Annotated in this window: 18 protein-coding genes, 2 tRNA genes, 1 other RNA gene and 1 other annotated feature; of the genes, 9 read left to right on the forward strand and 12 right to left on the reverse strand. The window is 57.2% G+C overall.

All coding sequences use genetic code 11. The annotated features are described in order from the left end of the window. Positions 1 to 9 precede the first annotated feature (9 nt). Positions 10 to 100, forward strand: a tRNA-Ser gene (locus ACFER_RS08815). Between the two features lie 53 nt (positions 101 to 153). Further along, positions 154 to 253: signal recognition particle sRNA small type (ffs, locus tag ACFER_RS11160), an RNA gene on the forward strand. Between the two features lie 115 nt (positions 254 to 368). On the opposite strand, the gene ACFER_RS08820 is transcribed toward ffs, so the two are convergent. The 4 genes from ACFER_RS08820 to ACFER_RS08835 form a co-directional block, all read right to left on the reverse strand. Next, positions 369 to 1,769, reverse strand: coding sequence for an FAD-binding oxidoreductase (locus tag ACFER_RS08820; protein WP_012939069.1), 1,401 nt, complete (start codon positions 1,767 to 1,769; stop codon positions 369 to 371). A 136-nt stretch (positions 1,770 to 1,905) separates the two neighbouring features. Next, positions 1,906 to 1,993, reverse strand: a tRNA-Ser gene (locus ACFER_RS08825). A 23-nt stretch (positions 1,994 to 2,016) separates the two neighbouring features. Further along, positions 2,017 to 2,496, reverse strand: a complete 480-nt coding sequence (gene tadA / locus ACFER_RS08830) for a tRNA adenosine(34) deaminase TadA (RefSeq protein WP_012939070.1) — start codon at positions 2,494 to 2,496, stop codon at positions 2,017 to 2,019. Between the two features lie 125 nt (positions 2,497 to 2,621). Next, positions 2,622 to 3,545, reverse strand: coding sequence for a homoserine O-succinyltransferase (locus ACFER_RS08835; RefSeq protein ID WP_012939071.1), 924 nt, complete (start codon positions 3,543 to 3,545; stop codon positions 2,622 to 2,624). Positions 3,546 to 3,588: 43 nt separating this feature from the next. Beyond that, positions 3,589 to 3,820, reverse strand: a binding site (T-box leader). A 130-nt stretch (positions 3,821 to 3,950) separates the two neighbouring features. On the opposite strand from ACFER_RS08835, the gene ACFER_RS08840 reads away from it, so the two are divergent. Together ACFER_RS08840 and ACFER_RS08845 are read left to right on the forward strand one after the other, a co-directional pair. Further along, positions 3,951 to 4,613, forward strand: coding sequence for a Crp/Fnr family transcriptional regulator (locus ACFER_RS08840; protein ID WP_012939072.1), 663 nt, complete (start codon positions 3,951 to 3,953; stop codon positions 4,611 to 4,613). Between the two features lie 75 nt (positions 4,614 to 4,688). Continuing rightward, a complete protein-coding gene (locus tag ACFER_RS08845) occupies positions 4,689 to 5,348 on the forward strand; it encodes a uracil-DNA glycosylase family protein (protein ID WP_012939073.1) in 660 nt (219 codons plus the stop codon). Positions 5,349 to 5,485: 137 nt separating this feature from the next. Here the strand turns inward: ACFER_RS08845 and ACFER_RS10900 are convergent, their stop codons facing one another. Together ACFER_RS10900 and ACFER_RS08855 are read right to left on the reverse strand one after the other, a co-directional pair. Beyond that, positions 5,486 to 6,577 (reverse strand): metallophosphoesterase, encoded by a 1,092-nt coding sequence (locus tag ACFER_RS10900; RefSeq protein WP_012939074.1) that lies wholly within the window; start codon positions 6,575 to 6,577, stop codon positions 5,486 to 5,488. Between the two features lie 15 nt (positions 6,578 to 6,592). After that, positions 6,593 to 6,985, reverse strand: coding sequence for a fluoride efflux transporter FluC (locus ACFER_RS08855; protein ID WP_012939075.1), 393 nt, complete (start codon positions 6,983 to 6,985; stop codon positions 6,593 to 6,595). Positions 6,986 to 7,251: 266 nt separating this feature from the next. On the opposite strand from ACFER_RS08855, the gene rlmD reads away from it, so the two are divergent. From rlmD to ACFER_RS08870, 3 genes are all read left to right on the forward strand, one after another. Beyond that, positions 7,252 to 8,628: a 23S rRNA (uracil(1939)-C(5))-methyltransferase RlmD gene (gene rlmD, locus ACFER_RS08860; RefSeq protein ID WP_012939076.1), complete on the forward strand. Its 1,377-nt coding sequence runs from the start codon at positions 7,252 to 7,254 to the stop codon at positions 8,626 to 8,628. Positions 8,629 to 8,995: 367 nt separating this feature from the next. Beyond that, positions 8,996 to 10,558, forward strand: a complete 1,563-nt coding sequence (locus ACFER_RS08865; RefSeq protein ID WP_012939077.1) for a nitrite/sulfite reductase — start codon at positions 8,996 to 8,998, stop codon at positions 10,556 to 10,558. A gap of 250 nt (positions 10,559 to 10,808) precedes the next feature. Continuing rightward, positions 10,809 to 11,750, forward strand: coding sequence for an alpha/beta hydrolase (locus tag ACFER_RS08870; RefSeq protein WP_012939078.1), 942 nt, complete (start codon positions 10,809 to 10,811; stop codon positions 11,748 to 11,750). A gap of 87 nt (positions 11,751 to 11,837) precedes the next feature. On the opposite strand, the gene ACFER_RS08875 is transcribed toward ACFER_RS08870, so the two are convergent. Genes ACFER_RS08875 through ACFER_RS08885 form a run of 3 tightly spaced genes read right to left on the reverse strand, consistent with a single transcriptional unit; the run spans position 11,838 to position 14,192 of the window. Next, the gene (locus tag ACFER_RS08875; RefSeq protein WP_012939079.1) at positions 11,838 to 12,758 is read right to left on the reverse strand and encodes an AEC family transporter; all 921 of its coding nucleotides are present in this window, start codon (positions 12,756 to 12,758) and stop codon (positions 11,838 to 11,840) included. Between the two features lie 12 nt (positions 12,759 to 12,770). Next, positions 12,771 to 13,601 (reverse strand): oxidoreductase, encoded by an 831-nt coding sequence (locus ACFER_RS08880; protein WP_012939080.1) that lies wholly within the window; start codon positions 13,599 to 13,601, stop codon positions 12,771 to 12,773. Between the two features lie 15 nt (positions 13,602 to 13,616). Further along, complete coding sequence (locus ACFER_RS08885; protein ID WP_012939081.1) at positions 13,617 to 14,192, reverse strand: GNAT family N-acetyltransferase; 576 nt, start codon at positions 14,190 to 14,192, stop codon at positions 13,617 to 13,619. 192 nt (positions 14,193 to 14,384) lie between these two features. Between ACFER_RS08885 and ACFER_RS08890 the strand changes: the two genes are divergently transcribed. Further along, positions 14,385 to 15,215, forward strand: a complete 831-nt coding sequence (locus ACFER_RS08890; protein ID WP_012939082.1) for a 4Fe-4S binding protein — start codon at positions 14,385 to 14,387, stop codon at positions 15,213 to 15,215. A gap of 74 nt (positions 15,216 to 15,289) precedes the next feature. Here ACFER_RS08890 and ACFER_RS08895 read toward each other — a convergent pair whose 3' ends face one another. Continuing rightward, the gene (locus tag ACFER_RS08895) at positions 15,290 to 15,820 is read right to left on the reverse strand and encodes a nitroreductase family protein (protein ID WP_012939083.1); all 531 of its coding nucleotides are present in this window, start codon (positions 15,818 to 15,820) and stop codon (positions 15,290 to 15,292) included. A 169-nt stretch (positions 15,821 to 15,989) separates the two neighbouring features. Between ACFER_RS08895 and ACFER_RS08900 the strand changes: the two genes are divergently transcribed. Next, entirely contained in the window at positions 15,990 to 16,889 is a 900-nt protein-coding gene (locus tag ACFER_RS08900) for a hypothetical protein (RefSeq protein WP_012939084.1), read from the forward strand. A 123-nt stretch (positions 16,890 to 17,012) separates the two neighbouring features. Here the strand turns inward: ACFER_RS08900 and ACFER_RS08905 are convergent, their stop codons facing one another. After that, positions 17,013 to 18,233: a dicarboxylate/amino acid:cation symporter gene (locus tag ACFER_RS08905; RefSeq protein WP_012939085.1), complete on the reverse strand. Its 1,221-nt coding sequence runs from the start codon at positions 18,231 to 18,233 to the stop codon at positions 17,013 to 17,015. Positions 18,234 to 18,263: 30 nt separating this feature from the next. Next, complete coding sequence (locus ACFER_RS08910) at positions 18,264 to 19,424, reverse strand: UxaA family hydrolase (RefSeq protein WP_012939086.1); 1,161 nt, start codon at positions 19,422 to 19,424, stop codon at positions 18,264 to 18,266. Between the last annotated feature and the right edge of the window lie 10 nt (positions 19,425 to 19,434).

Below are 19,434 nucleotides of genomic sequence, written 5' to 3' on the forward strand. Positions count from 1 at the left end.
ATTCAACCTGGAGAGTTGTCCGAGTGGTTGAAGGAGCACGCCTGGAAAGCGTGTATACGGGATAACCGTATCGAGGGTTCGAATCCCTCACTCTCCGCCATTTTTATCCAATCAGCCGCGTCCAGCGGCTTTTATTTTTCCGGCGGACTGCAGGAGTGGGTCCTGCGCAATGGAGGCCTGTGAACCTTGTCAGGTCCGGAAGGAAGCAGCAATAAGCGGATACCCCCATGTGCCGCAGGGGTGCCTGCCCCTGCAGCCCGCCGGGAAAATAAAGAAAAAAGGCTGTTGCCCGCGCAACAGTCTTTTTTTGTCGCGGGCCGTGACTCGCGGCCCGTGACGGGGGGTGTGAATTCTTTCACACCCCCTTTTTAGTACACTTCCAACACCTTCCCCGGATTCAGGATATCCAGCGGGTCCAGTGCTTTTTTGATGGTTTCCATCATGTACAGCTCTCCCGGATCCGCCAGCCGGGCCAGCTGTTTCACTTTTTTGGCCCCGATACCGTGTTCCCCGCTGAGCTTTCCTCCCAGAGCGTAGATGTACCGGTAGGCCTTTTCATGGAAGGCATCCAGGGCCTGCTCCCACTCCTCGTCGGACAGTTCTCCCTTCAGGATGGCAAAATGCAGGTTCCCGTCCCCGGCATGGGCCAGGGTGAACACCCGGAAGGGATATTTTTGGGCTTCAGCGGACAGTTCATCGATGGCCTGGGCGATTTTGTCCAGAGGCACCACGAAATCATCACTGGTCATGACTTTGCTCAGCACCCGGGCGGATTCCAGGCAGTTCTTCCGCAGGGTCCACACCCGGTCATCGGCCACCCGCACATCCGCTGCTCCATGGCTCCGGCACAGGTCGTCCAGCTGGACCAGCTTCCGGTCCAGGTCTTCCTCATCGAAACTTTCCAGGGTGATGATCACATAGGACCCATCCTCATAATGGCCCAGGTCCAGCCGGGAATAGTCGCTGGCGATCCGTACGAACCCGTTGTCCATAAATTCCACACTGGTGGGGTTCAGCCCCTGCCGGAGCAGCACCGGGACGATGCCGGTGGCTTTGGCCTGGTCCGTAAAGATGGCCAGTACATCGGCCTTAAAAAGAGCCTGGGGCAGCAGCTTCAGGGTCACTTCAGCAATGATTCCCAAGGTGCCTTCACTGCCAATCACCAGCTGATCCAGGCAATACCCGGTGGCATTCTTTTTGCACCGGGTCCCCAGATGGGCAATTTCCCCATTGGGCAGCACCACTTCAACGGCATGGACCTGGTCCCGGGTGGTGCCGTAGCGGACAGCCTTGTCACCCCCGGCATTGGTGGCCAGGTTGCCCCCGATCAGACAGCTGTCAGCACTGCAGGGATCCCCGGCATAGAACAGGCCTTTTTCTCGGGCGGCCTGCTGCACATCTCCGGTACGGGCACCGGCCTGGGCCCGCAGGTACATCCCTTCCGGACTCACTTCCAGGATCTTATCCAGCCGTTCCATAAGCAGCACCAGACCGCCGCACACAGGGATGGCCCCATCGGACACACTGGTGCCGCCGCTGCGGGGCGTCACCGGAAACTGTTCTGCATTGGCCAGCTTCATGATGGAAGCGATTTCTTCTGTGGAAGCCGGTGCCACCACTGCCTCCGGCCGGTGGAATTTCCGGGGATCCGTTTCCTCGTCGGTCTTGTACTGTTCCAGATGGTCCGGATCCGTCCAGACATACTTCTCTCCTACAATACTGCGCAGCTGTTCCAGGATTTCTCCAGTAATGGGGTGATAGGTTTTCATGCTTCTTTCCTTCCTTCGAGAGCCGCCGGGCCTGCGGCCGCTACAGTTTTTATGCAATAAAAAAGGCCTGTCCATCAGGACAGGTCTTTTCCATGAGCCCGGAACAGGCACCGCTGCAGACAACGGTGCCCAGAGCTGGCGGATGGAGAGGGATTCGAACCCTCGGTACCTTGCGGTACACTTGATTTCGAGTCAAGCACCTTCGACCACTCGGACACCCATCCATGAGAGTTTTATTATACCATACTTACCGCCGTGCTTTCAAAAAATCCTGCAAAATTTTCCGGCACTCTTCTTCCAGCACCCCGGCGGTTACTTCCGTCCGGAAGTTCAGGGACGGATGAGCCGGCAGGTTGAACTGGGAACCGCAGGACCCGGCGGCACTGTCCCAGGCCCCGTACACCAGCCTCCCCACCCGGGCGTTCCAGATGGCCCCGGCGCACATGGGGCAGGGTTCCAGGGTCACGTACAGGGTGGTGTCGCTGAGCCGCCAGCGCCGGAGCAGCCGGCAGGCCTGCCGGATCACCAGGAACTCCGCATGGGCAGTGGCATCCCGGTCCTGTTCCCGCCGGTTGTGATCCCGGGCCAGCACCTGTCCATCCCGGACCAGCACGGCCCCCACGGGTATCTCTCCCTCCCGGGCCGCCTGCCGGGCTTCCTCCAGGGCCATTTCCATGAAATGCACATCCCTCTGCCCGGCAAGGCTGTTTCCTGCATTCTGCACCATCTTGTTTTCTCCTTTTCCCCCCATCAGTGATGTGACGGGCTGCCCGGCGCGCAGCCCCTGGGGTTCCCATTCACACAGGCAACAATCTGCCTGCAAATTTGATCCGGCCGCAGCAACCCCTTCTCCTACTCCCTCTTGGTCAGTTTGTGCAGATCATAGGGCGTATCCTGGTACACCACGTTCAGCCAGTTCAGGTAGAACAGATGGGCGTAGCTGCACCATTTGAACAGCGGTTCCTGGGTGGTGTCGTCGGTAGGATAGTAATGTTTGGGCAGGGATGGATTCAGTCCCTTGTCCCGGTCCCGGACGTATTCATCCCGCAGGGTCATCCGGTCGTATTCAAAATGGCCCATGACGAAGATCCGGCGCATATCGGCAGTGGCACAGATGTTGATGCCGTTTTCCACGCTGCGGCTGAGCACCTGGAGATCCGGCGTACTGTACACTTTGGCGTCGTCCACCGTGGTGTACCGGGACTGGGGAATGAAGTACCGGTCGTCGAAGCCCCGGAGCAGCGGATGGTTCCGGACCGTGAGGCCGTAGGGATAGATGCCGCAGAGCTTCTGGGGGAACATTTTCTTGGGCACATCATAATAATAGTACAGACCGGCCTGGGCGCCCCAACAGTAATGGAGTACGGAATACACGTGGGTCCGGGCCCATTCCAGATACTCCTCGATTTCCCCCCAGTATTCCACCTCTTCAAATTCCATTTTCTCCACCGGCGCCCCTGTAACGATGAGACCGTCGTAATACCGGTCCTGGACATCGCTGAATTCCAGATAGGCGGATTCCAGGTAGGAATTGTCCGTGTGGGTCCCCACCCGGCTCACCGGCCGGCAGAAGTCCACTTCCAGCTGCAGGGGGGAATTGCCCAAAAGGCGCAGCAGCTGCAGTTCTGTGGGCTTTTTCAGGGGCATCAGGTTCAGGATCAGGATTTTCAGGGGACGGATGTCCTGGGTCATGGCCCGGTCATTGTCGATGGTGATGATATTCTCTTCCCGCAGCTTTTCCTTGGCGGAAAGATGGCTGTCGATTTTGATTGGCATAACGATCACTCCTTTGTTTTTCCATAAAAAAAGCTTCCGTCCCTGCAGGGACGAAAGCATCGTGGTACCACCCGGCTTCGCCTGGCATGCCAGGCCTCTCGAGCACACGCCAAAGCGGATGCTCCAGTGCTGTAACGGGCACCCCCGGATGACCTACTGCTGTTCAATCATCTGCTCCAAGGCCATGTTCCCCTTTTTCGCCGCACTTCCTTGCACCAGGATGGAAGCTCTCTGTGCCGGCCTGCCAAGGGTACTCTTCTTTTCATTGCAGGTATGTCTATCAAATTGCTTACAATTTAGCACAGAACTTTTTTTTCGTCAAGAGGGAACCCCCTTGCCAACTTTTCTTTTTCGCCGTATACTGGGGACAGATTATTTTTGTTGTTTTAACAACGGAGGCAAAATATGGATACTGCATTTCTGGCCAAAACGGCCCTGTTCAAAAATGTTCCCCCGGAAGAGATCCAGGTCCGGATGCACTGTCTGGGCGGCGTGGTCCGTTCCTATGAAAAAGGATCCTACATCCATTATGCAGGGGATGTGGTCCATACCGTAAGCATGGTCCTTTCCGGAAAGGTCATCATCGAGAACGACGACCTGTGGGGGAACCGGAACCTGTTGGGGCAGATCGGCCCCGGGGAACTGTTTGCGGAAGCTTACGCCTGTGCGGAAAATGAACCCCTGCTGATCAACGTGCTGGCGGCGGAAAACACCACCGTGCTGATGATGGATCTGTCCAAAGTATTTCATACCTGTTCCCGGAGCTGCCCCCAGCACCAGCAGATCAGCGACAACCTGCTCCACATCCTGGCCCGGAAGAACCTGTCCCTTTCCCGGCGGATCCTCCACACTTCCTCCAAATCCATCCGGGGACGGGTCCTGTCCTACCTGTCCTTCCTGGCCGCACAGCAGAAAAAGAAGATCATCACCGTCCCTTTCAACCGGCAGCAGATGGCGGATTATCTCAGCGTGGACCGGAGTGCCCTCAGCAATGAGCTGAGCAAGATGCAGAAGGAAGGGATCCTGGAATACCACAAGGAAAGCTTCAAGCTGCTGAAGGAGGAATGAGGGCTGACAATGGTCAATGGCCGATGGAAGCCGGTTTGCAGCCGGCTCTGAATGAAATAAAGGAGTATGCCTGCTATGGAACAAATGGAACTGACGGGGGAGATTCTGCCGGGGATCCCGGTGGAGGTCCATCCTTTTCCCCCTTTTCTGCCGGAAACTGCCCGGGTGCTGATCCTGGGCACCTTCCCTCCTGCTGCGGAAAAACGGGCCATGGATTTTTACTATCCCAATTTCCAGAACGATATGTGGCGAATCCTGGGAATGGTGTATTTTTCTGACCCGGACCATTTCCGGAAAGGGATGGAAAAAGCCTTTGATCCGACGAGAATCCGACTCTTCCTGGCGGAAACGGGCATTGCCCTGGGGCCCACGGTACTCCGGGCCCAGCGGGAAAAGGGCAATGCCTCGGACAAATTCCTCCATGTGGTGGAGGAAGCCTCCCTGGCCGCCATGCTCCGGCAGATTCCCCATTGCCGGCTGCTGATCACCACGGGAGAAAAAGCCACGGAAATCGTCCTGCACCAATGCACCAATCCCCCCAAACTGCCCCGGACCGGCACTTCCGTTCCCATCACCCTGGACGGCCGGGACCTGCTGCTGTCCCGGCTCCCCTCCACTTCCCGGGCCTATCCCATGAAGTTGGAGAAAAAGGCGGAGATGTATAAGGAGGTGCTGCTGCAGGCAGCACCTCCGGACGCGGGCCTCGGGTCACGGGGTGCAGGCCTGGACGTTTAGACCGTTTGTTTTTCCTGCAAGAGGGTAAGACAAAATCCAACAGAATCTGTAAAGCCAGATTTTCGCTTTGTACCAACAAGCCCGCGACTCATGGCTCGCGACTCGTGACCAAAGGGGCTGTGGAGAAATGAATTTTCTCATTTCTCCACAGCCCCTTTTTTGATGTCCACAACTACGATTTCCGGTTTGGGCCCGGTGCGGACCGGGACGCCCCAGAGGCCATAACCGCTGGAAACGGTAGCCAGCATATTTTCCACTTCTTCCGAACCGTAATCCAGGAAATACATTTTCCGGGTGATCAGCCGGTTGGGTGCCATCTGTCCGGCATGGGTATGGCCGGCAAAGTACAGGTCATAGCCCCTGGATGCCGCTTCCGGGATCCGCCGGGGTTCATGTTCCAGGAAGATGTTGAATTTCCCCGGTTCCGGACTGTATTCCGCCCGCCGGTTCCCGAACAGATAATCATCCATCCCGGTCAGGCTCAGCCAGCCGTTCACGGACTTGTTCTCGTCCACGGCGAACCGGATCCCATCCTGTTCCAGGAAGGACCGTTCCACCACTCCGGACCCCAGCCGTTTGTCATGGTTCCCGAAAACAGCATAGACCCCATCCTGGCTCCGGAGATTCCGGAGGGTTTCCAGGCTGCCTTCCTGGAGCACAAAGGGCAGGTCTCCGTCCACCATGTCCCCGCCCAAAAGGACCAGATCCGGCTGCAGCCCGTTGATCCGGCGGACCAGGTTCTCTCCGTAGGAAGTCCCGAAAAGCCCGCCGAAATGGAGATCGGACACAAACACAATCCGGTAGGGACCGGGAACAGGTTTATCCGTCACATACTCCATTTTCCGGACCACCGGGTGAAGGGCCTGCCAGCAGCCGGCCGCCACCAGGAGCACCGTACCGGCAAAAAGCAGCCGGGCCGCCCGGGGTGCCAGAAACGGCCAGTGACCCAGCTTCCCCACCAGGAGAGCAGCCAGGAACACCAGGGCTCCCAGTACTGAGTAATACAGGAATCCCATCCACAGTCCCCCGGCCCAGGCCAGAAAACGGAGCAGATTCCTTGGCACGGCATTCAGGAACACATTGCTGAACACAAAACAAAGAGGCATCCCCAAAAACAATCCCAGAGTCCACCAGGACCGGAGAAAAGAAAGCCCGGTCCTGTACATGGCCCAGATGGCTGAGGACCCACCCAGGCCCACCAGGAGCATTGTCAGGAAGAAAGATTTCAAAGCATGCTCATCCCTTTAAAAAAAAGTTTTCCCCGCCCAGAAAGACACACTGGCCGCCAGAAGGCCCAGGGTGTTCTGGAGCAGCAGGTACAAAAAACCCGTCAGATGATCCCCATGGAGAAAGAAGTGCAGTCCCTCCTTGATAAAGGAAGAAAAGGCCGTAAAGCCGCCGATAAACCCCCAGTACAGCAGCATGGCCCACCGGGGATGAGGAAACTTCGTATACAGGAAGGCGGCAAAAAAGCCCACCAGGATGCACCCGAAGGTATTCACAAAAACCATTTCCCAGGGGAAATGGTTGCTCCACACCCCTTTCAGGGCCGCGGCCACCAGGTATCTGGCCACGGACCCCAGGGCACCTCCCAGGGCCACATAAATCAGCAGCAATGCATCTTCTTTCCACATCATAAACTTATCCCCCTCATAGTAACAAACAATAAGATCACGCCTCCCAGCTGCACCCTTTTTCCCTGGATTTGAAAAAACGGGCGCTGAATCCATTCCCAGCGTCCTTCTAGATAATATGATAGTAAAAACCGTTTATTTTGTCAATTCATTGGAATATAACGGAAATGAATTCTTTATCTTCCGTTTCCCGTCTTTTCCGATGGTTTCAGGACTTTTCTGCCGGAAACATTGCACCAATCCGGGGACAAAGGTATAATGACAGTATTATGAAAGAAAATAAAATTCCCTTTAAACTCAAAGAAAACATTGAACTGACCATCACCGGATTGGGCAGCTCAGGCGAAGGAGTGGGCAAAGTCAGCGGCTTTACCTTCTTCGTCCCTGGTGCCCTGCCCGGGGAACGGATCCAGGCCCAGGTGACCCTGCTGAAAAAAAGCTACGGCCAGGCCCGTCTGCTGAAGCTGCTGGTTCCCTCCCCGGACCGGGTGAAGCCCCCTTGTCCGGTGTACGCCCAGTGCGGCGGCTGCCAGCTCCAGCATCTGTCCTATCCGGCCCAGCTGGCCCTGAAACGCCAGACCGTGGTAGATGCCATGGAACGGATTGGCCACTTTACCAAACTCAGCGTCCAGGAAACCCTGGGAGCGGAAGACCCCTGGCATTACCGGAACAAGATGCAGGTGCCGGCGGCCCAGGGACGGAACCATACCCTGGCCATCGGCTGCTATGCCCAGGGCACCCACCGGGTCATTGACGTGAAGGACTGCCTGATCCAGCAGCAGGCCAACAACCGGATCGTCCAGGTGGTCCGGTCCTGGATGGAAAAATACCGGATCCCGGCCCTGGAAGAAGATGCCCGCCGGGGCATCGTCCGCCACATTATGGGACGGGTGGGGGTCCAGACCGGAGAAGTCATGGCCGTGCTGGTGACCAACGAGCCCCAGGTCCCCCATCTGAAGGACCTGACGGCCCTGCTCCGCCAGGAAATCCCCGGCTTCACCACCCTGGTCCAGAACCTCAACACCCGGCACACCAATGTGATCATGGGACCAAAGAACAAAGTCATCTGGGGTCCCGGGGTAATCCACGACCGGCTGGGGAAATTCACCTTCACCATCTCTCCCCATTCCTTCTTCCAGGTGAACACCCTCCAGGCGGAAAAACTCTACGAAACCGCCCTTCAGTATGCGGCGCTTACGGGAAAGGAGAAGGTCATCGACGCATACTGCGGTACCGGCACCATCACCCTGTTCCTGGCCCAGAAGGCAAAACGGGCCCTGGGCATCGAAATCGTGGAACCGGCCATTCGGGATGCCCGGCAGAACGCCCGGGACAACCAGGTGTCCAATGTGGACTTTTTATGCGGGGATGCGGCCAAGGAAATGCCGGAACTGGTCCGGCAGGGCAGCCGTCCGGACGTGGTGGTCCTGGATCCTCCCCGGGCCGGCTGTGAACAGCGGGTGCTGGAGGCCATTGCCAAAGTCCGTCCCCAGCGGGTGGTGTATGTTTCCTGCAATCCGGCCTCCCTGGCCCGGGATGCAGCCATTTTGCGGGACAAAGGGTTCGTGGTCCGGAAAGTCCAGCCTGTGGACATGTTCCCCCACACCAGCCATGTGGAAACCGTCTGTCTGCTGACGCTGCGGTAAAGGGGCTGTTGCAGGTGAACTGCACCACCCCCTTTGTCTAGGGGCAGCAAAGCTGCCCGTCACTTGTCACTGGCTGAAGGATAAAATTTGCAAGCAAATTTTTGAATGTACAAAATCGGTTTTTTACTGATAAAATCATTGCTTCTATTTTCCGTACATTCTTGGTTTTATATTATCTGGGGAACCCGCAGCCCGGGTTCCTTCCAGTGTCTAGTGACCAAAGACAAGTGACTAGTGACATGAGACCATTGACCGGGGGTGTGAATTTTTTCACATCCCCTCTTTATTTCACACCATTGCACTATGATTTATAATGTGTTATCCTTTTTCTATTCCATTTCACAGCACACAAAGGAGGAATCCGTCCATGACGCAGATTTCTGAAACCGCCAAAGAGAAGCTCCGCAGCCAGTTCCCGGTCTTCCAGGAAGCCGCCCGGGCTTTCTATGCCAAAGAACTGGCGCCCGGCAAATACAAGGGAACTTCGGGGAAATTCGGTTCCTACGGAGAACGAGGGGCCAACAGCAGCATGCTCCGGCTGCGCTTTTCCGGAGGTGCCATCAGCCAGGCCCATATGGCCTTCCTGGCTCAGGCCATCGACAAATACCACATCACCCTGGCCCACTTTACCACCGGGGAAGCCCTCCAGCTCCATCACCTCCAGGAACAGGAAGTGCTGGGACTGTATCAGGACTGCTTTGAAGCCGGCATCTACTGCGCAGGTGCCGGCGGGGACAATCCCCGGAACATTACTGCCAGCCCGCTCCACGGAGTGGAACCGGGGGAACCCTTTGACATGACCCCGGTCATCCGGGCTGCGGCCAATTTCGTCATCAGCCTGATTCCGGAACTGAAGCTGCCCCGGAAGTACAAGATCAGCTTCTCCAACGGCATCGACAACGAAGGCCATGCCACCTTCAAGGATCTGGGCTTCGTAGCCCGGCCCGGCGGCACCTTCGATGTGTATGCCGGCGGCGGCTTCGGCGTCAACGGCAGCCGGTTCGGGGTACTCATCGACAGCCAGGTGGATCCCCGGGAGCTGTCCCGGTACATTCTGGGCTATGCCCGGGACGTGTACATGAAATACGGGGATTATGAGCACCGTGGCACGGCCCGTTCCCGTTTCATCCTGACGAAAATGGGGGAAGACGCCTTCCGGACCGCCGTCCGGGATGCTGTCCGGAAAGCCCGGGAAGAAGGGATTCCCCAGCTGGAACTGGAACCCATCCCTGCCCTGTCCAAAACCGGGAAGGATGACCGGGTCCTGGCGGATCCCCGGATCCGCAGCCAGAAACAGGAAGGGCTGTACTATGTGGAATACAAGCCCCTGGGCGGCGTCCCCAATATGGAAGTGTTCCGGCAGCTGCTGGGTGCGGCCTCTCAAATGGAAGGAGCCCAGCTGCGGCTCAACGCGGATGAGACCTGCTACATCATCAACCTGACGGCGGAGGAAGCCCGGAAGGTGGCGGCCCTGACGGAAACAGACACTGCCCGTACGGCTTTCGAACACTCTGTCAGCTGCATCGGCGCCACTGTCTGCCAGCAGGGCCTGTGCGATTCCCACGGGGCCCTGGCCCGGATCGCCGCTTTCCTGAAGGAACAGGGTGCGGATACCCGGTATCTGCCCAAATGCCATTTTTCCGGCTGCCCTTCCACCTGCACCGTCCAGTCCCTGGCGGCCCTGGGCTTCCGGGGAGCCTTCACCCTGGTGAACGGGGAACGGGCCAGCGCCTTCCAGGTGTATGCCGGCGGCAGCTACGCCTACGGGAAAGAAAAGATCAGTGAACCCCTGGCGCTCATTGCCACTGCCCGGCTGCCCCAGTTCTTCCTGGAGCTGAACGGGATCCTGCTGGAAGCGGCCCAGCCTTTCACCCAATGGTATCCGGATCATGAAGAAGATTTCCTAGCCCTGCTGAAGAAATATGCGTGACAGCCTCTTTGGTCGCGGGTCATGAGTCGTAAGTCGCGGGCTTGTTGGTACAGGCCGAAGATTCTGCTTCTCAAATTCCATTTGATTTAGTCTTAGGCGACCCGTGACCCGCAGCCCGCAACCGGGGGTGTGAATTTTTCACACCCCCTTTTTGTTCATCTTTTTTTCTCTTTTCTGCCTTATTTATTCTTCATCTTGGATCTATGATGTATAATCAGTATTCTATGCATCACAGAAAGGCAGTCTAGCTATGCGTTTTCTCTGGAATTTCATCAAATACCTGGTATTCCTGACCCTGCTCCTGCTTCTGGGCCTGGGAGTCTATGCCGGGAATACCGCCTACACCCAGTTGTTCTCCCAGCCCTGGGACAAGCTGCTGGCCATCGAGAATCACCGGAATGATCTGGACACCATCCACGCCCTGGAGCGGAAATACGGCTGGCAGCGGGTGGCCGTCACATCCAAAGACAGTACCCGGCTCCAGGGGACCTATATGGAAAACCCTTCCGGCAGCCACAAAACCGTGATCCTGCTCCACGGACTGTACCAGAACCGGACCATGTGCGTCCCCTATGCCAGGATCTATCTGTCCCGGGGATACAATGTGCTGATGCCGGATATCCGGGGACACGGGGAAAGCGGCGGCAGCACCAATGACTGGGGTGTCCACGATCCTGATGACATGGACAGCTGGGTGGCCCTGCTCCGGCAGCAGGATTCCCAGGTTTCCATCGGGTTCCACGGCATTTCTCTGGGGGCCGCCATGAGCCTGATTTATGCCGGCACCCCCCAGGGCAGGGGCATGGCCTTCTATGTGGCGGACAGTTCCTATGGCAATGTATTGGAACTGGGCCAGGAAAAGCTCATGAACTACACCGGGGACCAGCGTCTCTTGGCAGGGATGGAAGTACTGGAACCCTTCTTCCAGTTGTCCATGTATTACCATACCCGGAAGACCCTCCGGGATGTGGACCCTGCATCCTGCGTCCAGCGGATGACCGCTCCGGTGCTGTTTCTCCACGGGGATGTGGACCGGCTGATCCCGCCCCATATTGCGGAAGAACTGATGACCCGCTGCACCAGTCCCACCAAAAAGCTGGTCTATTTCGAAGGCTCCGGCCACGCCAATGAAATTATGGACAATCCCCGGGGCTATGACCGGGTGGTGGGGAATTTTCTGGAGAGCCTGTAAAAAAGGTGTGAAAAAATAGTTTTCACACCCCCTGTCAAAAAAAGGGGATATGAAAAAATGATTCTTCATTTTTTCATATCCCTTTTTTCACGGTTTCGGCAGCAGCAGGCACCAGAACAGGATGGTGAACATGCTCAGCAGAGTGGAGAGCACGGTGAGTTTGGTGGCAAAAGGCGCGTCGCTGCCGTACCGGGCGGCAAAGATGGCGGTGGTGGCCCCGGCAGGCATGCCGGTCATGAGCACCGCAATCCCAGTGGCCACCGCATCCAGTCCCAGGGCGGCGCTGACGCCCCAGGCCAGCCCGGGCAGCAGGATCAGCCGCAGGATGCTGTACAGGATGCTGTCCCGGTTGAAGATGGTCAGAAGGGGCACGTCCGCCAGGATGGTCCCTACAATGAACATGGTAATGGCCGCATTGCAGCCTCCGATGTACCGGATGGTCATGTCCAGGAACGCCGGCGGACGCCACTGGGTCAGGATCAGCAGGATCCCGATGTACACGGCAATCAGACAGGGATGGGTCAGCACCTTTTTCAGGACTTCTTTCCGGCTTTCCTGCCGGGCCATGAAATACCCGGTGCCCACGGACCACATGACCAGCCGCAGCGGGATCAGGAACACGGACGCATAGAACAGTCCCAGGTCCCCATAGACCCCTTCCGCCACCGGATAGCCCAAAAAACCGCTGTTAGACACCAGGGTTCCGTACTGGAGCACTTTTTTCCGGGTATCCGGATACCGGTTGAAGAGAAAATGGTTCAGGATCATAAAGAGGAGCTGGAGAACTGCACCGGCCGCCAGGATCCGTCCGCAGGTGAGGAAAATGTTTCCCTCGAAGGGCATCAGACAGGATTTGATGATGTTGCAGGGAATGATTACATAGACGCACACATCGCTGAGACACCGTTTCCCCGGTTCATCCACAATATTCTTTTTCCGCAGGAACAGTCCGATCAGGATCAGCAGGAACAGGGACAGCTGGAGATTCCCCAAACGATAGATATCCACGCTTCCGCCTCCTTAGGACAGTTTCTTCAGAACCCACCGGGCCGCCATATCGTAGAGCCCCGTGGGCAGCAGGGCATGGGCCAGGAGCAGCAGCCAGGCATCTCTGCCGCACAGGTACCGGGCCTGGGGCTGGGAGGCATTGGCCGCCAGGAATACGGTCCGGGCCACATCCTGGGGACTGGTCAGCCACTTTTTGTCATAGAGCCGGTGGAGTCCCCGAGCCAGTCTGGCGCCCCATTGGGCATAGGGACCCCGCCGGGACACATCCGCCAGATGATCGGCGGCAATATGGCCCCAGGCGGTACGCACCAGCCCCGGTTCCACCAGGCAGACCTTTATCCCCTGTCCGGCGGTTTCCATCCGCAGGGCATCACTGAGGGCTTCCAGGGCATATTTGCTGGCATGGTACCACCCTCCGAAAGGAGCGGGGATCCGTCCGGCAATGGAAGAAACCATGATGATCCGACCCCGGTGCTGCCGGCGGAACAAAGGCAGCACCATCCGGGTGAGACGGATGGCCCCGAACACATTCACATCCAGCTGATGCTGGGCTTCGGCCAGGGGCACATCCTCCACTGCCCCGCAGGATCCATACCCGGCATTGTTGATCAGAATGTCCAGGGTCCCATGCTGGTTCAGGATCTGCTGGAGGGCATTCTGGCAGGAATAGTCCTTGGTCACATCCAGCACCAGAGGGATCACCCCGTACCGGGACAGAGACTGGAGTTTATCCAGCCGCCGGGCGGCTCCGTACACCACATGGCCGGTTTTGGCCATGAGGATGGCGGTTTCCCGTCCAATTCCGCTGCTGGCCCCGGTGACCAGCACCACCTGCTGTTCCATGGTATTCCCCCCTTCCTATGCCTTGTCCCGTACTTCCGGATAGGGCCGTACCGGAGGCTGATTCTTTCCATGCTCTCCCAGGTTCTTCCCCATCCAGATCATGTGGTACCAGCGGTTGAACTTGTACCCGCAGTTTTTGAAGATGCCCACCGGTTCAAAGCCCAGATGGGCATGGAACTGGGCACTGTTGAAATCCAGGTATTCGTCCGGCTGTTCCGGATACCCGATGCAGGCGTACACATCCAGGATTCCCATTTTTTTCAGGGCTTCCAGAAGTGCTCCATACAATTTCTTTCCCAGACCTTTCTTCCGGAGATGGCGGTCCACATAAATGCTCAGTTCCGCCGACCAGTCATAGGCCGGACGCCCCACAAAGGAACCGGCATAGGCATAGCCCAGGACCCGGCCGTCCTCTTCCGCCACAAAATAAGGATAACGTTCCCGGGTATGGGCGATCCGCCGGCGGAATTCCTCCACACTGGGCACCTGGTATTCAAAGGTGATGACGGTGCTTTCCACATAGGGTGCATAGACGGAACGGATGGCGGCAGCATCCTCCACCGTGGCTTCCCGGATAATCATATTGCTCATGGGTATTCCCCCTGTTTTTATAAGATGATGATTTTATTATAGGGCATTTTCTGGAGAAGGGGCAAATATTTCCATTTTTATTCCCTCCGGCACTCAGTTTTTTCTGAGACTGGCATTCTTTCCAGAAATACGATATGATAGTAAAAAACACAGTTGGCGGAAAATTCTGTATCCATAAGGGAGGTCTTTCCATTGATCAATCATATTGCTGCCATTTCTTTCAGTCCCACCGGCCGGACGGAAACCCTGGTCCGGGAATTCGGGAAACAGCTGGCCCAACGCTTCCAGGAGGAAGGCGTGACCCTGGACTTCCATTCCTTCACCCTGCCCAAAGACCAGGATACCCTCCATTCTTTCGGTCCCCATACCCTGGTGGTTTTCGGCATGCCCACCTATGCGGGACGGATTCCCAACAAGGCCCTGCCTTTTGTCCAGAAGCTGTTTTCCGGGGATCCGGACCGGAAGACCCCTGCGGTGGCTCTGGTCACCTTCGGCAACCGGAGCTATGACAGTTCCCTTACGGAACTCCGGGATGAACTGGAAAAGAAGGATTTCCTGGTCTTTGCCGCCGGTGCCTTTGCGGCTCCCCATGCCTTTGCCGCCATTGGCCGGGAACACCCTACGGAAGAAGACCGGGCCCGTTTCCGGGAGCTGCTGGACCGGACGGAAGCCCGGCTCCGGAGCGGAAAACCCCTGGAGCGGGTCGTGATCAAGGGAGATGCCCCGGTGGCTCCCTACTACATTCCCCTGGGAGAAGACGGCCAGCCGGCCAAATTCCTCAAGGCCAAACCCAAAACGGACCTGACCCGATGCGACCACTGCGGAAAATGCGCCAAAGTCTGTCCCATGGGGTCCATCAATCCGGACAACACCGATGAAGTCCCCGGCATCTGCATCAAATGCCAGGCCTGCATCCAGTACTGTCCCCAGGGAGCCAAATATTTCGATGATCCCCGGTTCCTGTCCCACAAGGCCATGCTGGAAAAGAGTTATCAGCGGACGGCAGGATCGGAAGTATTTTAAAAAGGGTGCTGCTGACGCAGCACCCCTTTTGTCGCGACCCGCAACCGGAGCATATTGCCTCCGCAATATGCTCCTTACTTCATCCAATACACCCGATGATCTTTCCGCAGGGGAGCCACAGGGATATCCCCTTCCACATAGCCCACCACGCAGTGACCGATGCCTTCATATTCCCCGGTGATGCCCAGGGTCTTCAACAGGGCCCTGCCTTCCGGCCGGTCGAATTCTTCCTTGGCCCGGTGGATCCAGCAGCTGCCCAGACCCAGGGAATGGGCGGCCAGCATCAGGTTCCCCATGACCAGGGACCCGTCATACACCGCCGTGGGCCGGGCTTTTTCCGCCAGGACCACCAGCACAGCAGGCGCTCCGTAGAAGGGATCGAAATCCGGGGTCCAGCCGCCGATCTCACAGTTCAGTCTGCTCAGCCGCTTCACCATGGCCGGATTGGTAATGGCCAGGATGATGGTATCCTGACTGCCCCGTCCGCTGGCTGCATAAAGGCCGGCTTTGACGATTTCCCGCAGGTCCGCTTCCGGTACCGGGTCCGGTTTGAAACTGCGGATACTCCGGCGCATCTGCATGGCTTCCAATACTTCATTGTTCATACTATCCACTCCTTTTTTCTCTCTGCTGTCATGATACCATATCCCACGGGTTCCGGGTCCTTCTGCCCCGAAAAGTTCAAAACTTTTTCCTTTGACATTTCTCACGGGATATGACATAGTAAAAAGATAGAGTCGATGCAGATCCTGAGGAAAAAAGGAGGAACCTTTGATGAAACTGTTATCCAAAATCCGGGCAGCCGGTCTGTCCCTGCTGCTGGTCCTGTCCGCCGGCTCCCTGGTCCAGGCAGCCTCACCCGTGGACAAAGCCGTGGTGAAAGACCTGGTCCGCTCCCAGAGCGTCATGGCCAAAGAAAAATACATCCAGTATGAAATGAAGGGCACCCTGTTCAGCCCCATCGGTGTGGGGAACCTGACCCTTACCGGGAATGGGGTGGAAGAAACGGACAAAAAGAATACCCGGATGGAAAAACTCAGCGGGGATCTTCATGGCACCGGGGAACTGACCCTGCTCACCGGCCAGCAGACTGTAAGCCAGCCCATCGATGGCTATTTCTTTGCAGAAAAGGGCCAGCTGACCCAGTATATCAACAGCGGCAAAGGCTGGGCCAAAACGGTCCGTCCCTACACCCTGCCTCTCCTGCCCGATCCGGATGGGAAAAAGGCGGAAAAAGAACTGCTCCAGTACCTGTCTTCCGCCAAAGTCGCCAAGGAAACCAGCCGGGAAAAGACCCTGGAACTCACCCTGGACGGCCAGAAGCTGGCTCAGAAACTGGCCAGTGATCCGGAATTCAAAAAGCAGAAGGATGGAGAACGGATCCAGGCCCTGGTGGCCCAGGTGAAGGAAGTCCCCTACACCGTAGTGTTGGATAAAAAGACCTGGCGGGTAAAACGGCTGGGTATGGATCTGACCCCGGTGCTCCAGACGGCCGGAGGGTATTTCCTGGATGCCGCCGCCAAAGCCAAAAAGATCTCCCCGGAGCAGCAGCAGATGTTCACCAGCCTGCTGGGCAGCTCCACCCTGGTGTTCGCCTTCCAGTTCGACTATCAGCAGGGCAAGGATGTGACCCTGCCGGAAGCGGTGGCAAAAGCGGCCAAAACGGAGGAATAAAAAAGCTGTTTCAAAATCAATTTGCAAAAATTGATTTCCATCGGCTGCTGACAGCTGACCGTTGACAGCTGACAAAAAAAAGATGTGAAAAAATGAGAAATCATTTTTTCACATCTTCTTTTTTTATCTTTTCAACGTTCCTTCCGATTGGGCCACGATGACTGCCGTTGCCGCATCCCCTACGATGTTCGGTACGCAGCGGGCCATGTTCAGGATCCGGTCGATGCCGGCCAGGAGGCCGATGGCTTCCATGGGCAGGTTCACGGAGCTGAGCACGATGGTCAGCATCACCAGACCGGAGCCGGGGATCCCGGCGGTACCGATGGAGGCCAGGGTGGCCGTCAGCATGATCATCACCTGCTGGGTGAAGGTCAGATCCACCCCGAAGATCTGGGCCGTGAACACCACTGCCACCGCTTCATAGATGGCCGTTCCGTTCATGTTCATGACCGCTCCGAAGGGAATGACGAAATTGGCGGTTTCCTCATCCACGCCCACTTTCTTCACACAGGCCAGGTTCAGCGGGATGGTGGCCACACTGGAACAGGTGGCAAAGACGAACGTGATGGCTTCCTTCATGTTTTTCAGGAACTTCACCGGACTCACCCGTCCGCAGACCCCCACCATCAGGACAGCCTGGACCACCAGCAGATACACCACCGCACACAGGTACATGGCCCCGATGGTCTTGATGTACGGAATCAGGATGGCCGTTCCGTTCTTACCCACCACAGAAGCCATCAGCCCCAGCACCCCGTAAGGAGTGAATTCCAGAGCCATGTTGGTGATTTCCTTCATCACTTCCTGGCCGGCCCGGCAGCAGTCCAGCAGGGCCTTGCCCTTATCGCCCAGTTTCAGCAGGGCGAAGCCCATGATCAGGGCAAAGAAGATGATCTGGAGCAGGTTCTGTTTGGCCAGAGAGGCAAAGATGTTCACCGGGATGATGTTGATCACCGTATCCAGCATGGAAGCCGGTGCCTGTCCCTTGGGCTGGGGCGCTGCCACATTGCTCAGTTCCACCCCGGCACCAATGTTCATCATGTTGCTTACCACCAGACCCAGCACAATGGCCAGGGCCGTGCTGACCAGAAAGATGATGACGGTTTTGATGCCGATCCGGCCCAGACGCTTGCCATCCCCTACATCCGCCGCAGCACAGACCAGCAGGGTGAACACCAGCGGTGCCACCACCATGGTCAGCAGGTTGGTCAGGATGGTCCCCAGCGGCTTCAGTACCTCGGCACGGGGCCCCAGGACCAGGCCCAGGACAATGCCCAGGACGAAGCCGATCATGATCCGGGTAAACAGACTCAGGCGATTCCACGGTTTAAAAATAAAGCCCATTTTCTATTCCGCTCCTTTCCTGCCCGTCCATCAAACGAACCGGCACACATGGTCCACGGCGATGTCCGAGAATCCATAAGCTTCCGCTTTGGTCATTCTGCCGTTGCACACATCCTGGATCACCTGGAGCATCTCTTTGCCGCATTCCTTGAAGGTCTTTTCTCCCCGGACAATGGCGCTGACATCCACATCCATGTTGTCTTCCATTTTCTGGTAGGTCCGTTCGTTCCCGGTGACCTTGATGACCGGTACAATGGCATTGCCGGTAGGCGTCCCTCTGCCGGTGGTGAAGATCACCGCATTGCAGCCCCCTGCCACCATGGAGGTTACGGAAGAAATATCATACCCGGCGGTATCCATCACAATGGCTCCCTGGCAGGACGGCCGTGCAGCCTGTTCCAACACTTCCACGATGGGACGGGTACCCCCTTTCCGGATGCACCCCAGGCTCTTTTCATCCAGGGTGGACAGACCGCCTGCCTTGTTCCCCGGCGTGGGCTGTCCGGCCCGGCAGTCCTGTCCGGCTGCCATCAGGTGAGCTTCATAGTCTTTGCAGATCTGGATGATCTGGTTGTGGATATGGGGAGTGGCCGCCCGTTTGGCCAGCACATGTTCCGCCCCGATCCATTCAATGGATTCACTCATAATGGTGGAAGCCCCCAGGTCCACCAGCAGGTCACTGAGTTCCCCCACAGCCGGGTTGCTGGCAATCCCGCTGGTGGCGTCAGAACCCCCGCATTCGATTCCCAGCAGCAGGTTGGAGATATCGCACAGTTCCTTCTGCTGCTTGCCGGCTTCCGCCGCCATTTCACGGGCAGCCCGTACGGCCTTTTCAATGGTCTTCAGGGTGCCCCCTTCGTCCTGGATGCCAAAGGATACCACGGGCTTGGAAGTCATGCTCTGGATTTTTTCCTTCAGTTTCAGGTGGGGAACCGTTTCGCACCCCAAACCGATGATCACCACCCCATACACATTGGGGTTGCAGGCAAACCCGGTCAGCACTTTCTGGGACATGGCGGTATTGGCAGCCACATCGGAACAGCCGGTGTTGAACACGATATTCACAGCACCCCGTACCTGGCTGGCCACGATCCGGGCCGTTTCACTGCCGCAGGCGCAGGTGGGAAGGATCAGTACATGGTTGCGGATGCCCGCTCTGCCTTCTTTTCTTTTATATCCCCAAAATTCCATGATGTTCACT

The sequence above is a fragment of the Acidaminococcus fermentans DSM 20731 genome (genome assembly GCF_000025305.1).
Classification (GTDB): Bacteria; Bacillota; Negativicutes; order Acidaminococcales; family Acidaminococcaceae; genus Acidaminococcus; species Acidaminococcus fermentans.

Coding starts and splice junctions, on each gene's coding strand:
- ACFER_RS08910 (WP_012939086.1), bottom strand. CDS start 19,424: ATGGAATTTTGGGGATATAAAAGAAAAGAAGGCAGAGCGGGCATCCGC.
- ACFER_RS08865 (WP_012939077.1), top strand. CDS start 8,996: ATGACGCAGATTTCTGAAACCGCCAAAGAGAAGCTCCGCAGCCAGTTC.
- ACFER_RS08885 (WP_012939081.1), bottom strand. CDS start 14,192: ATGAGCAATATGATTATCCGGGAAGCCACGGTGGAGGATGCTGCCGCC.
- ACFER_RS08820 (WP_012939069.1), bottom strand. CDS start 1,769: ATGAAAACCTATCACCCCATTACTGGAGAAATCCTGGAACAGCTGCGC.
- tadA (WP_012939070.1), bottom strand. CDS start 2,496: ATGGTGCAGAATGCAGGAAACAGCCTTGCCGGGCAGAGGGATGTGCAT.
- ACFER_RS08880 (WP_012939080.1), bottom strand. CDS start 13,601: ATGGAACAGCAGGTGGTGCTGGTCACCGGGGCCAGCAGCGGAATTGGA.
- ACFER_RS08835 (WP_012939071.1), bottom strand. CDS start 3,545: ATGCCAATCAAAATCGACAGCCATCTTTCCGCCAAGGAAAAGCTGCGG.
- rlmD (WP_012939076.1), top strand. CDS start 7,252: ATGAAAGAAAATAAAATTCCCTTTAAACTCAAAGAAAACATTGAACTG.
- ACFER_RS08855 (WP_012939075.1), bottom strand. CDS start 6,985: ATGATGTGGAAAGAAGATGCATTGCTGCTGATTTATGTGGCCCTGGGA.
- ACFER_RS08870 (WP_012939078.1), top strand. CDS start 10,809: ATGCGTTTTCTCTGGAATTTCATCAAATACCTGGTATTCCTGACCCTG.
- ACFER_RS08905 (WP_012939085.1), bottom strand. CDS start 18,233: ATGGGCTTTATTTTTAAACCGTGGAATCGCCTGAGTCTGTTTACCCGG.
- ACFER_RS08895 (WP_012939083.1), bottom strand. CDS start 15,820: ATGAACAATGAAGTATTGGAAGCCATGCAGATGCGCCGGAGTATCCGC.
- ACFER_RS08845 (WP_012939073.1), top strand. CDS start 4,689: ATGGAACAAATGGAACTGACGGGGGAGATTCTGCCGGGGATCCCGGTG.
- ACFER_RS08900 (WP_012939084.1), top strand. CDS start 15,990: ATGAAACTGTTATCCAAAATCCGGGCAGCCGGTCTGTCCCTGCTGCTG.
- ACFER_RS08840 (WP_012939072.1), top strand. CDS start 3,951: ATGGATACTGCATTTCTGGCCAAAACGGCCCTGTTCAAAAATGTTCCC.